This is a genomic window from Candidatus Poribacteria bacterium, assembly GCA_021162805.1.
Lineage (GTDB): Bacteria > Poribacteria > WGA-4E > B28-G17 > B28-G17 > JAGGXZ01.
This window is the reverse complement of sequence record JAGGXZ010000139.1, coordinates 38181-56809: the sequence shown is the minus strand read 5'-3', so window position 1 is coordinate 56809 and position 18629 is coordinate 38181. Positions and strand designations below refer to the sequence as shown.

The 18629-nt window shown below is 54.2% G+C and carries 14 protein-coding genes; 2 read left to right on the top strand and 12 right to left on the bottom strand.

Annotation, left to right across the window (positions count from 1 at the left end):
* The 12 genes from J7M22_10555 to J7M22_10500 all read right to left on the bottom strand — a co-directional run.
* On the bottom strand, positions 1-429 hold a 429-nt coding region (locus J7M22_10555; protein MCD6507049.1), incomplete at its 3' end, for a hypothetical protein.
* 6 nt (positions 430-435) lie between these two features.
* Positions 436-1473, bottom strand: a complete 1038-nt coding sequence (locus J7M22_10550) for a hypothetical protein (GenBank protein ID MCD6507048.1) — start codon at positions 1471-1473, stop codon at positions 436-438.
* A gap of 29 nt (positions 1474-1502) precedes the next feature.
* The gene (locus tag J7M22_10545) at positions 1503-2201 is read right to left on the bottom strand and encodes a hypothetical protein (protein ID MCD6507047.1); all 699 of its coding nucleotides are present in this window, start codon (positions 2199-2201) and stop codon (positions 1503-1505) included.
* A gap of 64 nt (positions 2202-2265) precedes the next feature.
* Positions 2266-3048, bottom strand: a complete 783-nt coding sequence (locus J7M22_10540; GenBank protein ID MCD6507046.1) for a hypothetical protein — start codon at positions 3046-3048, stop codon at positions 2266-2268.
* A 260-nt stretch (positions 3049-3308) separates the two neighbouring features.
* On the bottom strand, positions 3309-3932 hold the full coding sequence (locus J7M22_10535; protein ID MCD6507045.1) for a hypothetical protein: 624 nt from the start codon (positions 3930-3932) through the stop codon (positions 3309-3311).
* Positions 3933-4319: 387 nt separating this feature from the next.
* Entirely contained in the window at positions 4320-6728 is a 2409-nt protein-coding gene (locus tag J7M22_10530) for a hypothetical protein (protein MCD6507044.1), read from the bottom strand.
* Between the two features lie 59 nt (positions 6729-6787).
* Positions 6788-7771, bottom strand: a complete 984-nt coding sequence (locus J7M22_10525; GenBank protein MCD6507043.1) for an NHL repeat-containing protein — start codon at positions 7769-7771, stop codon at positions 6788-6790.
* Between the two features lie 35 nt (positions 7772-7806).
* On the bottom strand, positions 7807-10746 hold the full coding sequence (locus J7M22_10520) for an AAA family ATPase (protein MCD6507042.1): 2940 nt from the start codon (positions 10744-10746) through the stop codon (positions 7807-7809).
* Positions 10743-11603 (bottom strand): zinc metalloprotease HtpX, encoded by an 861-nt coding sequence (gene htpX, locus J7M22_10515; protein ID MCD6507041.1) that lies wholly within the window; start codon positions 11601-11603, stop codon positions 10743-10745. Before htpX ends, J7M22_10520 begins: the two co-directional genes overlap by 4 nt.
* A 13-nt stretch (positions 11604-11616) precedes the next feature.
* Entirely contained in the window at positions 11617-13515 is a 1899-nt protein-coding gene (locus J7M22_10510; protein MCD6507040.1) for a hypothetical protein, read from the bottom strand.
* Between the two features lie 95 nt (positions 13516-13610).
* Positions 13611-15695 carry a beta-galactosidase trimerization domain-containing protein gene (locus J7M22_10505; GenBank protein MCD6507039.1) on the bottom strand — a complete coding sequence of 695 codons (2085 nt, stop codon included), beginning with the start codon at positions 15693-15695 and terminating at the stop codon, positions 13611-13613.
* 75 nt (positions 15696-15770) lie between these two features.
* Positions 15771-16880, bottom strand: a complete 1110-nt coding sequence (locus tag J7M22_10500) for an exo-alpha-sialidase (GenBank protein MCD6507038.1) — start codon at positions 16878-16880, stop codon at positions 15771-15773.
* Positions 16881-17029: 149 nt separating this feature from the next.
* Here J7M22_10500 and J7M22_10495 point away from each other — a divergent pair, with 149 nt between their 5' ends.
* Entirely contained in the window at positions 17030-17515 is a 486-nt protein-coding gene (locus tag J7M22_10495) for a metallophosphoesterase (protein ID MCD6507037.1), read from the top strand.
* Between the two features lie 15 nt (positions 17516-17530).
* Positions 17531-18625, top strand: a complete 1095-nt coding sequence (locus tag J7M22_10490; GenBank protein ID MCD6507036.1) for a class I mannose-6-phosphate isomerase — start codon at positions 17531-17533, stop codon at positions 18623-18625.
* Positions 18626-18629: the final 4 nt, after the last annotated feature.

Sequence of the window (18629 nt, the reverse complement as noted above, 5' to 3'; positions counted from 1 at the left end):
TTTGAAAACGTCGGCATAGATAACCCTGCTGTCCTTGGGATCAACGGCTATGGTGATCGGCGGAGTTCGATACGGCCATATCTTCACCCAACTCCATCCCCCGTCATCGCTTTTGAAGAGTCCTTTAAACGTTCCGGCATAGATTATCCTCTCATCCTTCGGATCTATCGCTATGGAAATCACGGTGGGAGCCGGTCCTGGGCCGACTCGGATGTTCCGCCAGCTTTTCCCTTCATTCACCGTCTTGTACATCCCTTCGTTAAACACGCCGACGAACATCGTATGTGTCATGGGGTTCAGGGCTATACAATCGGTGTTCTTGTATAGCACCCTCTCCCACGAAGCGCATAAGGGGAAAGCAAACGCAAATAGAAGGAGAAAGCCCGCCACCTTTCGTCTGACCATCAACTTGATATGGCTTGAAACCATTTACCTTCACCTCCTTCCCTTTATCCTCCCCCATGTCACCAATCGCTTGCCTTCGATATCGACCGAATAGGGCTTCACGGGAGGAAGTTTACACCTCCAAGCCCCTTTCTCCGTGCCGATATAAAGATAATCCGGATCTAAAGGATGTATACCATAACATCTGATCGATTTGTCTCCTGGAAATTCATCGAGGAGCCTCCATTCCTCCCCTCCGTTTTCGCTGATGTAGATCTCCGTCGTGGCGTTTAACCCTCCAAGACATTTGCCCACCATGCCATATATCACGTTCGGATTGATCGGATTCACTAACACGTCTGTCCCTACGCCGGGAGGCAATTCCATACCTTTCTTCATCAACTTCCAGCTCTCCCCTCCGTTTGTGCTCTTGTATATCCCCTGCCAGGATGACCCATAGAGTATGTCGGGGTGAAATGGGTCGATGGAGATGCGGAATATACCCTTACCTATCTTCTTCCAGCTTGCCCCTCCATCCGTGCTCTTGTAAAGCTCGGGAGGTTCCAGCCCTATAACCCTTCTGACATAGAGGATACCGGATCGCCTCGGATCTACGAAGAGAAGCGGACCTTTCATTTTTATCTTGGGGGGTATGTTCATCTCCTTCCAGCTTCTACCTCCGTCTGTGCTCTTGTAGGGACCCGCATATATGATCCTGGGGTTTACCGCATCGAAATGAACGGAGAAGATGGAGGTCGTCCCGATCTCTTTGACAGGTGTCCAGCTCTCTCCGCCATCGATGCTCCTGTAAAGCCTCAGCTCGGTGCCGACGAACATCTGATCGGGATCATGTGGGTTTATGGCGATGGAGTATATCCACGCCAGTTGATGGATGCCGTTGTCGGTTCTCTTCCATGTTTCGCCTCTGTCCGTTGTCTTGTATATCCCGTAGTTGATGGTTCCGACGAAAATGATCGGTTTGGTGGGATGCATGGCCATACACTCGATGCGGTAATCGGCCATGATTTGTTTCCACTCCAGGGCTGAAGCGGGGGTTATGATAAAAGCGATAAGGAATAGTAGGCTCATCCATTTCATCAGCATCTTCCTAAGAGACATCAGCGATCGCGAAGGTCTATCACTATGGCTTCGGAGTCGGGAGGTTCCGCCTGTCCTGGCAGGGGGAACCAGTAATAGACCCTCCATTCCGCTCCGAGGGCAAGACCTGGCCCTAAAGCCTCTATCTCCTTCAAAATTCTAACCTTCTCTCTCCCAGGAATGTTAGGGTCCATCAATTTGCGGCACAACTCAGCGTGACGTTGAGATTCCTCCGGCGTGTAGGGGTGAGGGTTAGGATTCCACCTGGAGCCTATGATCAGGTATTTCTTCCCACGCTCCAATCGAAGCTTGTGATTACCAGCCATGATCGTCACAAACCGCCCGGAATCCCCCTCTGATTCCTCGCCGGATGTAGGTGGAGCGGAATTCCCCTCCTCCTGGAGTTCTCTCTGGGATTCCTCCGGCGACGCATCGCCTTCCCTACGGTGTAGATGTGAGATCGATTCAGCCTCACCTACCTGTGTCTCCTCGGAGACCGTCTGGGTTTCCCCATGTTCGGAAAAGGAGACAGATGGCATCTTCGCGTGGGACAATACGGCAGATCTATTTACCTTGGGAGCGTTGGCTTTATAATCGGATCCTACCCGGACAGCCTTAGCGGTCCTATCGTTCTCCCGTCTTGTCACATAACGCACGACGCCGAACCCGATGACGCTTAAGAGCGTAATGATCAGGAGAACAGATAGCTTTTTAGTCATGGGTATCCTCTTTTCCTCACCCATTTCGTCACAAGCGTTCTCATATCTCCTCGCTTCCCTGTTATTATTGGGCTGTCCGTGCAGCTCTCCATTCCTGCACTACCGAATCTCTTATAGATTTGTAGATATCTTCAAAATACGGAAACCACGACTCCGGAATCTGCCCGAAATGAGCTTTTACCCTCACCCAACTTTTGTAAGGTCTGTATAGTTCATCCAGCTCTTTCGTGATCCTGAACATCTCCTTGGCATCCTTCATCTCGACCGCCCTGTTCAACTCCTTCGTTAGCTCTTTGCCTCTCTCCTTAACATACTCAGGTATGGGCTTATTACCCCCTTTCCCGACATATTCCACCCAGATATATACCCCATCGGGATCCCCCTTAGGTTTCTCATAGATTATGGGAACATCTTCCGGTTTATACCATCCATGTGAGTGCATACGGGCGAGCTTGAACTTCTCCCAATCCGTCACGTTCCCGTTCTCATCAATGTATTTCCTCCAATCCGTCCCTACCTCCTCCTCGGCAGACGTCTCTCCCGTCTGTGAGCTTGAACCCTCGCTATATTGCCGCTCACCTTGAGGATATGTTAAATCGGATGTTGATGTCTCCGTCCTGACAAGACCTTGATGCTTAGCCTCCTTCCTTATCCCCCTGCCGACGGGGGTTGAAGATGTGCCCTCGCCCTCAACCCTTTTTATCCTTTCCACCCTCAGCTTCTGAGCTGCCGCTGTCGATTTGGCCTTCATCTGTTGTGTTTTGTGGTGTGTCCAGATCTGAAGGCCAATGAAAGAGGCAAGGGCGATGATTGCGAGGACGATCATTATCTTCGCCGATCTCTCCATCCTTAGAACCCTCCTAAGAGTATTTGAAGTCCTCCCCTCTGATGAATTATCCCCCACCGATTATCAGGGTAGGTTAGCGCAACAATCGTGCCAGTGATGAGCTCCGATTTAATGCGGCCTGCGGATGGGATAAGTGCCCCAAATCGTGCACCTGTACCCTAAAAGTGCCCCATTTCGTGCAGTTAAGTAGGATGAACTGGGAGATCTTCCTCTCTACCTCGGTAGAACCCTTCTGGTCATAGACCCAATACGCGGGGATATCATTCCGGTCTTGCATTTTTTATTATCTCCTCCCTCATCCACTCCGGATATTGGCTCCAATCAATCCATCCGGCGACGAACTTCAACACCGTTCCGTCGGGTTTTCTCACCTGCCTTATCAAAGCTCCGTCTTTTCTCCTATACCAGGTTATCACTGTGCCATCCTTAAGATAATGGCTGACCTCTGTAGTTCCGTAAGTGGCTCTGGCAGATGGTGAGGGACGCAGAGCTTGTTCGTTTATAGCCTCCAGCTCAGCCACTATCTCCTCCAGCCGCATCCTATCTTCCTCATCAACGTTCGGCAACTTTCTAAAATCCTCTATATTATCGACCTCATATTTTTGAAGTATCTCATACCCCTTCTTTTCCAATTCATCCATTCTCCTCTTCTCCTCCGGTGTCGGCTGGAATTCTCTAAGGTCCGCCTGATCTGAAACATCTATCGGGACACCTATCATGTCTAGATTCCACATGATTTTCCTGCCGCCTATCGTTATTTCAATCCCGTAGAACAACTTATCATATTCAGAGTAATCGTATTCCTTCCCTTCATCCCTGGGAGAGGGTATAGTCCCCTGTTCATCCAGCTTTTCTTTCAAGGCCTCTTCAATGGCCTTGGCCAATTCCTCATCGCCGGATACCTTCGCTCTTTCACTGGATCTCGCCTGTCTCCCGCCCTCCTGAGCCCTTTCAGAACGGGGAATCGGATTTGACTGAACTTTCAGAGATCCTTTAACCTCTTTGGATGTCGCCGGGAGGGGTTCTTCAGCTTGAACTGACATTCCCTGTTTTTCATCTGGAGGAGGGTTATATCCTATGTAGATTAAAAGGGATATGACGAAGAAAGTCACAGAGATTACAAGGAAAAAGCTATGAGTAGAGGTCCTATCTTGAATTTAATCCTCATCTGAATCACCTCCTCTAGTGAATGAGACCGCGAGTAAAAGGCTCAAAATTATCGCTGACACATGGATCACTTCCTATGGCGATCTAACAGGAAAATCCGTATGCTACTTTTGAGCCGGTTTTATGATCATCTTGATCGGTGTTCCTTTGGGCGGGATAAGGGCGGAGTTGACCTTATAGACCGTGTCGTCGGCACCGCCGGGCAGAGGGTTGTTTATCAGAGCGTCCGGATCGCGGTAGGTGGCGATGAAGCTCTTCGTCGCCTGTGCCCTCAGAATCCCCCCCATCACCCTCGATCCGGTGAAGACCCAATTTGTCTCCTGCATGGGCTTGCCGGTTGTAACGTCATAGACGAGTTTCTCCGCGCGAGCCGATTTTTTTACGCCGTTCTCCTCCCACTCCACGGTGATCTCGACCTCATCTCCTTTTGGCCTCCGCGGGTCGCCTCTCGTTCTGACGGCATCCCCGGGCTTAAGCCCCAACCTCAGAAGGGCTAAGTAAAGGTGAACCGGTTCGGCGTCCAGGACAAGCACGCTTTCATGAAGCTTCCCGTATCGACCGCAGGCCAGATACTCTATCACCCCGGCAATCTGATTCACCCTGCCGGGGATCTCTATCCTATTTCGATTGGTATCGAGGATCAGGCTCCCGAGCTTGTAAACCCCTTTGGAAATCCTCTTTATCTGTGAACTCACCTTTTGAGCTCTACCCGTGCCCTTGACCTCCATCTCCTGATAATCGATGTTGTTCCACTCGAAGAGCTCATCGAACTCGTTCTTGGGATCGAGCCTGACGAATATGCGGTGATATCCGGGCCTCTCTGCCTTCCAGTTTATGCTGGTCGAGACGAGCGACATCTCCCTTGGCAGGGTGAGCTGAACCAGCTCTATCAGCTTCCCGTTCACGCTCGGATCGCCGTCGTAGATACCGACCGGAATCCTTCCCTCGAACTGTTTTCCCCCTTTGCAGACGGTGATCTTGATGTTAACCGGCTTCCCCTCCTGGGCCACCTTCGGGTTGATCTCGATGCCCTCGGACGAGACGCTGAAATCGGGTTTGACGGGTTGTGGCAGGTATCTCAGCAGAAAGAGCACGGCGAAACAGGTGGTGGGGAAGTACTCCTGGCCTGCCATTCCCGGGGCTTCGACGTCGACCCATCTGCCGTCAGGCTTTTGACTTTGCACTATGAAGCTCGCCGCCTCCTCATACCAGTTATGTCCGGCTAAGGTCTCCTGTTTGGGCGGTATATCCATGGCCCTCATCAGCGAGAGCAGATAGTAATAATGCCATGAAAACGATCCTGGATTGCTTGTGACGGTGTAATGTCTTTCGAGCCATTTTATCCCCTTCTGGACGTGCTCGTCTGTGAAGGGCACGCCCGAGGCTTTCAGCGCCATAAGTCCCGTGGCGGTCATGCTTCCATATGGCCCTTCGGCGAATGGGCTCTGGATCAGGTTGTAGTTCCACCCACCGTTGTTATGCTGGGTGGTTTTAATCCATTTGACCGCCCTGAGCCACGTGCGCTTTGGAATTTTTATCTCCGGCCATTCTTTGGCCGCATATAGGGCATATATCACATACTGCATATGAGCGCCGTCAGCCACCGCCCCGTATCCCCATCCCCCATCATCCCTATCGGAAAATCCTTTCTCAGCGAGCAACTGTCTCGATGCCAAAAAGTCGACGGCGTGTTGGACCATGCTCAGGTATTTCCCTTTATCGCCGGTGGCAACCAGCGCTGGTATGAGCATAGCATATGAGTAGACGTCGTTCACCCTGCTCCAGTCATATTTGATCAGATAATCCAGTCCGCTTTTGACGGCCGGATCGTTCTCATCCAACCCGGCCGCCAACAGGGTCATGACGGCCAAGGCCGTAGCGCCAACGCCTCCGGAGACGGGGTCCCACGCCCTGCTCGGCCTCCTTTCGACCGGCAGCCCCAGAAGCGTTATCCTGTCATATTTACAGATCGGCATCACAATGGGATTTTCAGAACCGTCCAGAGGACATCTCCTGAAGAACTCCCCCTGTTGTGACTTGATCCATCTGACCCCTTTTCTGATCGCCTCATCGATCTGTCCCTTGGAGACGGGTTGGAAGTGGAAGGGTTTGACGTCTATCTCCAGGAAGGCCTGGTTGTTCGTCTCATCCGTTTCGGGTATGAGATTTTCGGGGTCAAGCTTGGCGTAGATCCTTTTGACGCCGTATCGGGCGCGCCATCTGGACCTTATCACCTTGCTCCTGCCCGCTCCCAGGCCGGTTATGGTGTTGAGCGTCTGTATTCTGAGCGAATCCTCATCCTCCGGCGGGCCTTCATAGAGCCATACCTCTATGTCCTCAGCCTGAGAGACCGGCTCGCCGCCGACGTTATGGACTGTGATCGTGATCTGAACGATCTCGCCCTCTCTGGGCGATGGGTTTGAAAGTGAGATGTCCTCCGGGCCGATAGCTATGTCCGTTATTGCGAAGGAGAGGGGAGACAGGAGATAGGAGACAAGAATTAATAAGGGCAACAAAAAACATACCCTCCTGTCTCCTGTCTCTTGCTTCCCTTCTCCTTTGACCCGATCCATCATTTCTTCTCCAGATAGGAAACTGTGACGAAGGATGGGTTTTTGAGTATCTGACGCGGTATCTGTATCTTAGGTGTGCCGTTGGCGTCGAACTTGAGCACCTGTCTGATGATCTGGTCTATCACCCAGATCCCGCCGTCGTTGGGATCGACCGTTACGAATGTGGGGAACATGATCCCTACGCTGCCGCACATCTGTTGAGAGATCTCCTGGATTATCTTGCCGCTGGGATCGACCTTGATGAGACGGCCGTTTTGCGTATCGGCTATCCAGGCGGTTCCATCTCTGGGATTGACGCTGACGGATGAGGGGAAGTTAAGGCCCTGCACCTTCGCCACGATCCTGCCGTTGGCGTCCAGCCTGACCACCTGATTGCCCTGGCTGTCGACCACCCAAGCGCTTCCGTCGGCTGGGTTCACCGCCACGCCCTTGGGCTCGGTGAATCCCTTGTCCACGACCAGAAGCTGGCTTCCATCCGGGGCGAGTTTCAGCACCCTGCCGGGCGGATTCCCGCTTTTCCCGGAATCGGTGACCCAACATGTGCCGTCCTTGGGGTTAACGGCGACATATGCCTCGATAACCCCGCCCATCCTGAAGAGCCTTTTGCCGCCGGCCGAATATTTGGCGACGCTGCTTTCCATACCAACCCATATCGATCCATCCCTGAGATCGATCGATATGCTCGACGGGGTTTTGACGCCCTCTATCATGGCGGCCTGCTTTTTGTCGGCGTCGAACTTTATTATGACCTGTGCGGCCGAGTCGGCGATCCACAGGCTCCAGTCCTTCGGGTTGACCGCTGCTACCACCGGCTGTTTGAAGCCGGATATCGCCTGTGGATCGATCTGATTGCTCGCCATTATCCTGATTATCTGTCCGGCACCCTGGTCCACGAGCCAGGCGTCGCCGATCTGATATTGCGCCCAGAGCGTGCTCGAAAGGGCGAGCATTAAACCTACTAGGATAAGGATATGGGTTTTCATCTCGATCTTCTCCTTCCTTTGCGTTTTGTAAGGGATTACCCGGCCAATCTGCTTCCAGCTCTTTCATCCTTTTCAAGCCTGATGACGTTCTCGGTGATCGAGTCGAAGGAGTCATCGTGGCTGATGATGAAGAGCTGGGAGAAATTCCTCACGGCGGAGGGTATCGCCCTTGCGAGGTTCAACCTCCTATCCTCATCGAGATTGACCGTCGGCTCATCGAATATGCCCAGTCGGGCGTCGGAGAGGAAGCTCAGAAGCGCCAATCTGATCGCCAGGGCGGCGCTCATCTGTTCCCCGCCCGATAGCTGCTTGAAGTTCCTCTCCCTCTCATCCCTCCCCGTCCTGTCGACCAGGGTTATCTCGAAGCTATCATCCCATCTGAGGGTAACCGGCTCACCGGAGATCTCCCTGTAAAGTCTTGAAGCCTCCAGGGCGATGCTCTCCCTGTATTTGGAGGCGATTCTGTCGCCAGCCATGTTAAGCACCCTGTTCCTGAGAAAGCTCAACAGCTCGAGCGCCCTTTCGCTCCCCTCCCTTTGATGGGATGCCTCCTCGATCTGTCTCTTTATCTCCTCCATCTCCTCGATCTGCCCCTCAAGTCTCTCCCTCTCACGCCTCAATCCCCTCACCCTTTCCCTGACGGCGGCCAGGTCTCCGCTCAGTTTGTTCACCTCGTCTTGAAGCCTTGAGAGCAGATCAGGATCGAATTTCGACCTGAGGCTTTCAAGCCTGACGTTGAGAAGCTCGTGATCCTGTTCGAGCTCGCCCAGCTCGAACTCCTTGCTCGCCAATGCTCTTCTGAGCTCGTCGATCTGACGGGCCGTCCGCTCGTTACGGATATACCGTTCATGTCCCTCGCGCACCCGCTCGCGCTCATCCCTGAGCCTGGAGATCTCCTCTTCCAGACCTTCAAACTCTCTCAGCTTCTCCGAGAGACGTTCATAATCCCGCTCCTTGGCTCGTATCTCCTCATTTAGGGATTCGATCTCGGCCCGTGTCTTCTCCAGTTTATCGTGCTGTGATCTGACCTGTCTCAGCCTTTTGAGCCTGGAGTTCCTATCGGCCTTCAGCGCCGAAAGGTGATTGCTCGTCTTCTCCCGATCCTTCCTGATCTCCTTTAATGCGTCTTCCACCTCCCGGCCGACCGATCGGATGATACCGTCCATTTGTGCCGCCAGATCATCCGGCCTTTCGATCTGCGCCCGCGGGTATTCGATCTCCGCTCTTATCCCTACGGCGGCGAGTTTATCCCTCAGATCGGCCAGCTCTCCGTTGATGTGGGATATCGGGATGGAGGAGATCCGTCGATTCAGCCTTTCGGAGATCTCCTTCAGCTCATCCTCAACCTTCCCCAATCTATCCCTATCCCCTTCGAGTTTCATCAGCTCCTGGCGTAGGGTCTTTAGCCTTTGAACCTCCGCCTCCAGCGGCTCCATCTCCGCCTTACATTTTGATATATCCGCCTTGATGGATTCGATCTGGTTTTGGAAGAAGGCCTTGAGATCGCCGCCCTCGATGGCCGGGCAGGGGATGGAGAGCAGGGGACATCTGCCGCCCTTCGCCAGCCGAGCGTTTTTGCGGGCGGCCTTCAATCTCTCCTGAAGCGCCGCTAGCTCCGACCGTTTCAGGTTCAGCTCCTCCTCGATCCTCTCGCCCCGAGCTACCTCATTCTTCAGTTCGTCAAAGCGGCTCACCCTTTCCCTCAGGCTTTCCCTCTCCCCTTTCAGCTCCTCGATCCTCTCCCTCATCTGAGAGACGCTCTGTGATATGCGGTCGAGTTCCCTCTCAGTTTCCCGGAGCTCATTCAGCTTCGCCTCTATCTCGTCGAACCGCTTTATCCGCTCATCGATCTCCTCCAACTTCCGCGAGGCCTCTACCATCTGCGACTCGATTCCCTCGATCTCCTGAGAGAGCGTCTCGATCTCCGCCTCAAGCCGTTGGCTCTCCTCCGAGTAGAACCTCGCAAGCTCGTTTGACTTCGCCCTGAGGGTCGATACGGTATTTTGTAGCCTCTGTGCCTCCTTTTGGAGCGAATCCCTCTCCTTCCGTTGTTCCTCGATCCTCTCAAGCTCCGATTCTATCTGGAGATATCGTTTATGCTCCGGTTCGGTGAGCTTCAGCACCTCGGCGGCCTTCTTGGCCTCTGTGATCTTATCCTCTATCCCCTTCCTCTCAGCCTTCGTCCTCTCGATTCTCTTCTCCAGCCTCGCCATCTCCTCCTCTCGGGACTTTATCTCCTCCTGCAGCTCCTGCTGTATCTCCAACAGTTTTTTCCTTTCAGCTAAGAGGGAGCTTAAGCGCCCCTCGCTCTCCTCGACCGATCTGAGCTCAGATCTGACCTCCTCCAGTTCCTCTTTCATCCCCTCATATCCCTGGCATCTTTCGGAGAGGATCTTGATCCTCTCTGAAAGCAGCTCGATTTCGGATCTGATGAGGCTTTCCGCCTCCCTCGTCCTTTCGAAGGCCTCTCTGTAGCTTTCCAGGTTGAGTATGGAGTTGAAGTATCTCTCCCGCTCTTTGGGTGTGGCGAGGAAGGGGGCGACGAAGGTTCCCTGTCTGACGCCTATGACCGTTTTGAAAAGGCTTTCAGGCTCGACGCCGGACGACAGCCCCAGGTTTTCCCTCAGCCAGTCCTTGACGTCCGTCTCGCCGCTCTCCAGCTCCATCCCCGTCTCCTCGTCGAGTATCAGCCAGGCTTGACCGCTTCGGGAGGTGAACCGTCGTATCACGCGGTATTCCCTTTCATCGTTGGCCTCGATCCATATCTCTATCTCGCCGCGTCGTTGGCCGTGCCGTATGAAATCGCTGAACCTATATTCGGGTTTACATCCGAAGAGGGCGTAACCTATGCTTTCGACGATGGTGCTCTTCCCGGAGCCGTTGGGACCGGAGATAAAGTTGACGCCCTCATGGAATGAGATCGTCTGGTCGAGGTAGCTTTTGACGTTTTTTAGCCTGATCCTTTTGATCTTCATCGAACGATTCCCATCTGCGCGGCGATTCTTCTGAGACGACGTACTCGCTCCTCGGTCGGTGGATGGGTTCTGAACAGCCCTGACAACCCGCCTTTAAGCGGATTGACGATGAACATGTGAGCCGTCGCTTCATTTGCCTTAAGCGGATAGTATCGGGCGCCTTGTTCGATCTTCACAAGGGCGCTTGCCAGAGCAAGCGGCTTACCCGACAGCTTTGCGCTTCCCTCATCGGCGGCATATTCGCGGGACCTGGATATCGCCAACTGGATCAACATCGCCGCTATCGGCGCGACGATCACCATGAAGAGCAGAACCAGGATGTTTGCGCCACCTCCCTCATCGTCATCCCTGCCGCCGAAACCTCCGAAGATGGCCGCCCATCTCGCCCAATGGGCGAGCATCATGATCGCACCGGCGAGCGTGGCGGCTATGGTCGCTATCAGGATATCCCTGTGTCTTATATGCGACAGCTCATGTGCCAAAACGGCCTCCAGCTCATCGTCGTCCAGCATGTGAAGTATGCCCTCTGTCGCCGCCACGGCGGCATGTCTCGGGCTTCTCCCCGTGGCAAATGCGTTGGGGGAGTCTGTCGGAATGACATACACGCGCGGCATCGGCATGCCGGAACGGGCTGCCAGCCGCTCAACTATCCTGTAGAGCCTGTGACTCGGCCCTACCTCCCTGGCCCTGTACATGGCAAGCACGATCTTATCGCTGAGCCAATAGGAGAAGAAGTTCATCCCTCCGGCGAAGATCAGGGCGATTATCGCCCCGTCCCTGCCGCCCAGCATGCCTCCGATGAACATCAACAGAAGCGTAAGCGCTATCATTAAAAACGCCGTCCTGGCGGTGTTCATCCTTCATCCCTCCCTATCTCGGCATGAATTTCAAGATTATCCCGTTATCCCCCGTTATCCAGCCGTGTTTGGGATCGGTGAAGTATATCGAGTTGAGGTTATACCTCGTGCCGCTGAACCTCTTGCTCCAATTTCTCCCTCCGTTTCTTGTAGCAAGTATCGTGCCTTCTCCGCCCACGACCCATCCGACGCGGCTGTTCAGGAAGAAGACATCGCTGAGTGAGTTTTTCACCCCGGAGTATTGTTTAACCCAGTTCCTACCCCCATCGGAGGTATGGATAATGGTTCCGCCGACACCAACGACCCACCCCTCTTTTCTGTTTACAAAGTGCACGCCCAGAAACCACACATCGAAATTCCCCTGTCTGATCCAGGTCTTACCGCCATCCTCGGTGTGCAGTATCACACCGCCATCGCCTACAACCCAGCCGTAGTTCCTGTCGATGAAGTATACATCCATCAGATCCCTATCGACGCCGCTCTTCTGCTTCATCCACGTTTCACCTCCGTTCTCCGTGTGGAGGATCTCACCGGCGTTTCCGACTACCCAGCCGAAGCTCCTATCGACGAAATAGACGCCTAAAAGTGCCTGCTTGGTTCCGCTTTTCTGCAGCTTCCACGTTTTCCCGCCGTCGGTGGTATGGACGATGGTTCCCCATTCCGCCACGCCCCAGCCGTTCTTCTCGTCGACGAAATACACATCCCCGAAGCATTCGCCCGTGGAGCTATCCTGAGGATACCAGGTCCTTCCGCCGTCATCCGTGAAGAGCACCTCACCCCTATCGCCCACGGCCCAGCCGATCTTCCCGTTTATGAAGCAGACCCCTGAGAGCAGATAGGCCTGTCTCGACTGAAACTCCCAGCTCTTCCCGCCGTCGGATGTATGCATTATGGTTCCGAACTCCCCCACCGCCCATCCTTCGAGCGGATTGACGAAGCGGATTCCCTGGAGCACCACGTTTCCTCCAGGGGTTTGAATCGGCCCGCCTGCCTGATGTTTCCACGTTTTTCCGCCGTCATCGGTATGCAGGATCGTCCCCATATCACCGGCGATCCACCCGTGCTCTCGATCGGTAAAGCTCAGGTCATAAAGCATGAAGGTATGGAGCAGCTCCTCACCCGGTTTGCGGACGTGGCCGTACACCTTGACGTGTTTCTCATTTGTCCCCTTAGTCGGATACAACCATGTTTTTCCGCCATCGGTGGTGTGAAGGATCGTCCTGTAGTTTCCTATGACCCATCCCTCATTCGAGGTGACGAACAACACTCGCCTTAGCTCGTACTCCACGCCGCTTTTCTGCCTCGACCATGTCTTACCGCCGTCAGCGGTATGAAGGATCACCCCCTGCCAGCCGACAGCCCATCCCAGCTTCTCGTCCCAGAAGAAAACCCCTCGCAGGGATTCCCTCTTGATCCCCTCTCCGATCCGCTTCCAGCTCTTACCGCCGTCTTCCGTCTTAAGAAGCGTTCCCCAATCCCCTACCGCCCATCCGATATCATGTGAGACGAAGAAGATGTCATAGAGGTTATTCTGGGTGTGAGCCTGTTGTTTTGACCATGTCTCGCCGCCGTCGGAGGTATGCAGTATCGTTCCGAAATCACCGACCGCCCATCCGGTTTCCCCGTCCACGAAGAAGAGCCTGTGGAGCGGATTTAAGGTTCCACTTCTCTGCTGAACCCATGTTCTGCCGCCATCAGTGGTATGGGCGATAACGCTTTCGGAATTGCCCGCTAACGCCGGTCCAACAGCCCATCCGGTTTTATCGTCCACGAAGAAGACCGACTCGAAATGCGTCTCCCAATCCGCCCGACGGATTATCTGCCAGTATCCCCTTCCGACATCCCCACCGCATCCGATCAAGATGAGAACAGGGATGACCAGGATCAACGGCAAAACCGGCCTGAATTTCAATTTCTCCTCCTCTTTAGGATGAAATCCGGCGAAATTATATCACCGGCTCGGTGAAAATTCAACCCGGCCCCCTTCGGGAGGGTTCCTCGCCTCTTTCAGCGGGACAACTTCAGAATGATCGGACTCCATGGGTCTAATCGCATCTCCACCCTGTCGGTTATCCCCAGATCCTTTCCATTCCTCACCTCCTCCACGCGGGCTCGGCGCGGGAGGATAACCTGTATCTGAACGTTCGCCTCAAGCTCAGAGTTATCGGGATATCCCACATCTCGAAGCGAATCGACATCGAACTCGGGGTTTCGCATCAGAGCGATGTAATACGAATCCTCACTCCGATACCGCCATATTTCAACACATGGTACCGGTTGTCCGGTCGTCGCATCGAGCACCTTCACGGGGGCATTTATACCGGACTCGCTCAGCAGCCGCCCGAAGAGAGCGAGGTAATTCTCGCCTTTGGGTGGGGTGAGCCTGAGCTTGCCGTAGTCATGCATGTCCAGGTTGAGATAGATCGTCCGTCCCTTTCCCACCTTGTTCTCTATAACGGCCGGGCTTTCCCCGATTAGGTATAACGCCTTGCCGGTAGTCACGGCTATATTAGGCTCATAAACCTGAAGTGGAGCAGCTTCCGGCACCTCCGATGGCAGTGACCCGCCCTCCGCTTTTGGTCTCCATCTTACCTCCTCGCGTTTGATGCCGAACAGTTCATCCATCTGTCCGTATGGCAGCCGTTTACAATGCTCATCCATCGTAGCGGTCATGTTATCGGCTATCACCGTTCCGCCGGCTCGAACGAACTCCTCTATTCGTCGACATTCCTCCCTCGACATCGCCACCGATTGAGGTAGAAACAGCACCTTATATCCGCCTTTAAGAAGTTCGCCGTTTTCGATCTCCTCGTAGGAGACGAATCTGAACTGCAATCCCAGATCCTCGATGATCCGTACGAAGCTATCGCGCACGCGGGCAAACAGAGAGTGAGCGGCTTCGTAGGACGAGAACCGGCGCGGCCATGAGTCACCGTCCTCCCGTGAGTCAAACATCCAATGCGCTCGGATGCTGGCCTGGGAGTAGTGGATCGCTATGGGATCGATCACGGGTTGAAGCTTGAAGAGCATCGGCGCGATGGATTTCAGCTCCTCGAATATCTCGGCCAATCCTCTGCCGCGTTCGGTGATCGGCATACCGTCCTTGGCCTTCTCGATACAACGGCTTTTCTCGTCGTCCCAGATGATACAGCCCCGATCTCCGTGTAGGAGTAGCCACCAGAGCTTTCGTCTGATCCGGGGCATATCGCTTCCGAACACCGTTGACACCACCGGTGCATCAGATGGCAGGAAGGAGCGGAATATTTCGCGGCTGTTGGCGATATCGTAGGGTTCTACCCAATCGATGACCTGTGACAGTCTCCACAGATCATAACCGCCCCAGGCGCTGGGCATCTGTGTGCCTTCTATCCCAACAGGCGTGGTCGGATCCAGCTCGCGGATGAACTCCCGAAGCCGGGCCAGCGTGCGGGCAAAGGATAGATCCATGAACTCCCTGTGATCAGCCCAGGGAGCGTAGTTTTCCAGTTGTCCCTCGGCCAATGCTTCTCGCTCTCTCCTCTTGATCTGATAGGTGGTCATCGGTTCGACCTCGTCCCACGAGGCGAATTGAGTCTCCCATTCCCGATTCAGCGCCTCAAGCGCCCCATATCTCTCCCTGAGCCATCGGCGGAACTCACGTAGGGTGTGTGGTCCGAAGCAGTAATCCATCGGCGATGCGAATGAACCGATGGAGAGCTCATCCTGGAGGTTATAGAGCAGCGGGTCATGGGATACATAGGGGCGCACTAGCTCCTGAAGCCGTGGTTTTATCTCCTTCCAGAAATCCGGATCATGTAGGCACGGCCTACGCACGAGAAAACGCCTATCTTGAGTGGAGGTGTAGTTACGGAAATCCTCGTCATATAATTTCCGACGGGAATGGAGATACGCCAGTTCGGGGACAAGGTTCTCAACGTAGAATCCGAAACGGTATCGGACAAACGGAGTCGGGTCACGGTCTCGATAACACTCTTCAGCCGTGCATCCCATCTCTTTCAGCCGTTCAAACCAGGTTGATAACTCCTTAGGAGCACCTGTGCTCCACATGATGACCTGGTATTCCTCCCAGCCTTTCCAGATTTTAGATCCCATGGTATCGCTCCATTACATGCGTTAAGTTACTGCCAAGGCGGGCGAAGCCCTTTACATCTCCTCGATGTCATGATGTTATCCCTTCACAGCCCGTATAAACTCATCCTCGTTCAGCTTAAGCCGGAGCGGCAGTGGATCCTTCCACCCCTTACGGAAGGCGAATCCAACGATGATCCACAGCTCGCCGGGGCGGCGTTCGAAAAGATAAGGATAACTCAGCTGTCCCCCTTTCTGTCGGGCGATGACGACAGGTTTCGTCCAGTTTCTTCCGTCATCCTCGGAGAAGGCAATGGACAGCTCCTCCCGATGCCAGGATGCCGGCATCTCCGATGCCGGGCCGGGTTTGGATCTGGGGAAAACGCGCCCTTCGGGATTCAGGCGATTCCAAACCAGCACAAGTCGGCCGCTATGCAGTCGAATCAGATATCCGGGAGAACTACTGGCATCTATCCGGCTCGGCTGGATGATACGCCAATATCTTCCGCCGTCTTCCGATATCGCCTGCCAGAAACGGTCGAGATTTGTTCGGATGAACATGAGCAAGCGCCCGTCACTCAGCTCGGCGACGGTCGGCTCCGTCGCCCCGTCATGATGTCCATGCCCGCCCAGATCGATGAAATTGTTCCGTTTCCACGTCTTGCCCTCGTCATCTGAGATGAAAGAGCACACGACCCATCTGCCCGGATCGCTCACAAGATGTTCGGCGACGACCACGAGCCGGCCCGCACTCGTTTGGATGAAACCGAAGAAGTTAGCGTTGTAACCGTCCAGAAGCCTCTGTTTATCAACCCAGTTTCTTCCACCATCCAGGCTGCGGATAGCCCACAGCTCCAGTCGACAGTCCTCCTTCGGCTCGCCCACCTTATCGTCCCAGCTAAACCTGTAAGTGGTGAAATCCAGGTAGACCATGACGAGAACGCCGTTCTCGGTTCGCAAAAGGTAATGGGAACCCGGTTCCCTATCGTTGATGCCGGGACAGACGGGATGCGGCGGCGACCAGGTCTTTCCGTCATCCGAGCTTATCCGCATTCCCTCACCGCCCACCGTCAGCAGGTTCCCGTCCGGTAATGCCACAAACGGCCCGTTTTCACTCACATCGAGCGGTCGACATAGCGGATACACCCAACGCTCGTCCGAAACGTCTCCGATGTCAACCGTTAACGCCGATGCCAAGAGACAAATCATAGCGCCTCCACCCTCATCTGATTTTTGTCGGGAATAATTATAGGGCAGGTCAATTTCCACGTCAACCACGCAGACTCGACTTGACCTGAGAGGCCTTTCAAGCGATAATTATCCGGACGCTCAAATGATGAGAACGGAGGTGGTGAGGCGTGAAGATAGGGGTTATATCCGATACCCACGACAATATACCTAAGATCGAAAAGGCTGTGGAGCTGTTCAACGACGAGGAGGTCGGAATGGTGTTGCACGCCGGCGATTTCATCTCGCCCTTTACCGCGGGTCCTTTCGGGAAACTTAGATGTAAGCTTATAGGGGTGTTCGGCAATAACGACGGCGAAAAGTTCGGCCTGAGGGCCAGATTCGAGGGGATAGGGGAGATCTCAGAGGATTACGTCGAGGTCGAGGTCTCAGGCAGGAGGATATTCCTGACCCACAAGGATGCCCTCGTCGAGACGATCGCCGAAAGCGGACGGTATGATGTCGTGATCTACGGCCACACACATGTCCCGGAGGTGAGAAGGATCGGCGAGACGCTCCTGATCAACCCGGGTGAGGCGGGCGGATGGCTTAAGGGTCGGTCCACCGTAGCGATCCTCGATCTGGACACGATGGAGGTCGATCTGAGGGAGATATAAGAGGGAGGAGAGGATATGAGGAAGATAAATTCGCCACTCAAATGTCTGCCCAACCGCGTCTGGCGGTCATATCTGGGAGGTAGATTGATAGATGAGCTGCGCGGCAAGCCAAATCCGAAGGATGGGAACTACCCCGAGGAGTGGGCCGCCTCGATCACAAGGGCTATAAACGGCCCTGGACATCCGCCTGACGAAGGGCTGAGCAAGGTCGTTTGGGAAGGGGAAACGGTCACCCTGCTCGATCTAATCCATCGTTTCCCTCAGGACATGCTGGGCGAGAGACACCTGAGCCGGTTCGGCGAGACGACAGCCCTGTTGGTAAAGCTCCTGGATTCGGCCGAGAGGCTCCAGATCCAGGCACATCCCGATAAATCCTTCGCCAGAAGATATCTCAACTCCGATTACGGCAAGACCGAATCGTGGATAATCCTACGCGTTAGAGAGGACATGCCTGAACCCCCATATATCCTGCTCGGATTCAAGCCAAGCGTGAGCGAGGAAGGATTCAAAGAGGCCGTTGTGAGACAAGATGTGCCGGCGATGGAGAGCTATCTACATAGGATCCCCGTTCAACCCGGAGATGTATATCTCGTCAAAAGTAGAGTGCCTCACGCCATCGGTCCCGGCGTTTTTATGGTGGAGGTTCAGGAGCCCACGGACTTCGTCGTGCTGGTTGAAAGGAGGGGGAGCGGCGGAGCGGTGTTAACCGAGGAGGAATGCAGTATGGGGCTGGGGATGGAAACAGCTCTTAAAGTCTTCGAGTATGAAGGGATGAGCGAAGAGGAACTTGAAGGAAAATATAAGCTTGAGCCGAAGGTAACGGAGGAAAGCCCCGGTGGCAGGGTGACGAGGTTGATAGACGAGGAGATAGCTAAGTGCTTCAGCGCTGAAAGCCTCGAGGTGAACGGTGAGCTCTCCCTCGCGAGGGAAACCTTCTACATAGGGGTCATCGTTGAGGGGGAAGGAGTTATCAGAGGCGATTTCGGATCCCTTCCACTCAGGCAGGGTGATTGTATCTTCATACCCGCATCGCTTGAAGAGCATGAATACAGGGGTCGGATGAAACTCATAGCGTGTTATCCGCCTACAAGGGGGATAGAGCGAACTTAGGAGA

Excerpts from the sequence above, each read along its gene's own strand:
- J7M22_10525 (MCD6507043.1), bottom strand. The coding sequence starts at position 7,771 with ATGAAAACCCATATCCTTATCCTAGTAGGTTTAATGCTCGCCCTTTCG.
- J7M22_10490 (MCD6507036.1), top strand. The coding sequence starts at position 17,531 with ATGAGGAAGATAAATTCGCCACTCAAATGTCTGCCCAACCGCGTCTGG.
- J7M22_10500 (MCD6507038.1), bottom strand. The coding sequence starts at position 16,880 with ATGATTTGTCTCTTGGCATCGGCGTTAACGGTTGACATCGGAGACGTT.
- htpX (MCD6507041.1), bottom strand. The coding sequence starts at position 11,603 with ATGAACACCGCCAGGACGGCGTTTTTAATGATAGCGCTTACGCTTCTG.
- J7M22_10550 (MCD6507048.1), bottom strand. The coding sequence starts at position 1,473 with ATGAGCCTACTATTCCTTATCGCTTTTATCATAACCCCCGCTTCAGCC.
- J7M22_10520 (MCD6507042.1), bottom strand. The coding sequence starts at position 10,746 with ATGAAGATCAAAAGGATCAGGCTAAAAAACGTCAAAAGCTACCTCGAC.
- J7M22_10505 (MCD6507039.1), bottom strand. The coding sequence starts at position 15,695 with ATGGGATCTAAAATCTGGAAAGGCTGGGAGGAATACCAGGTCATCATG.
- J7M22_10545 (MCD6507047.1), bottom strand. The coding sequence starts at position 2,201 with ATGACTAAAAAGCTATCTGTTCTCCTGATCATTACGCTCTTAAGCGTC.
- J7M22_10540 (MCD6507046.1), bottom strand. The coding sequence starts at position 3,048 with ATGGAGAGATCGGCGAAGATAATGATCGTCCTCGCAATCATCGCCCTT.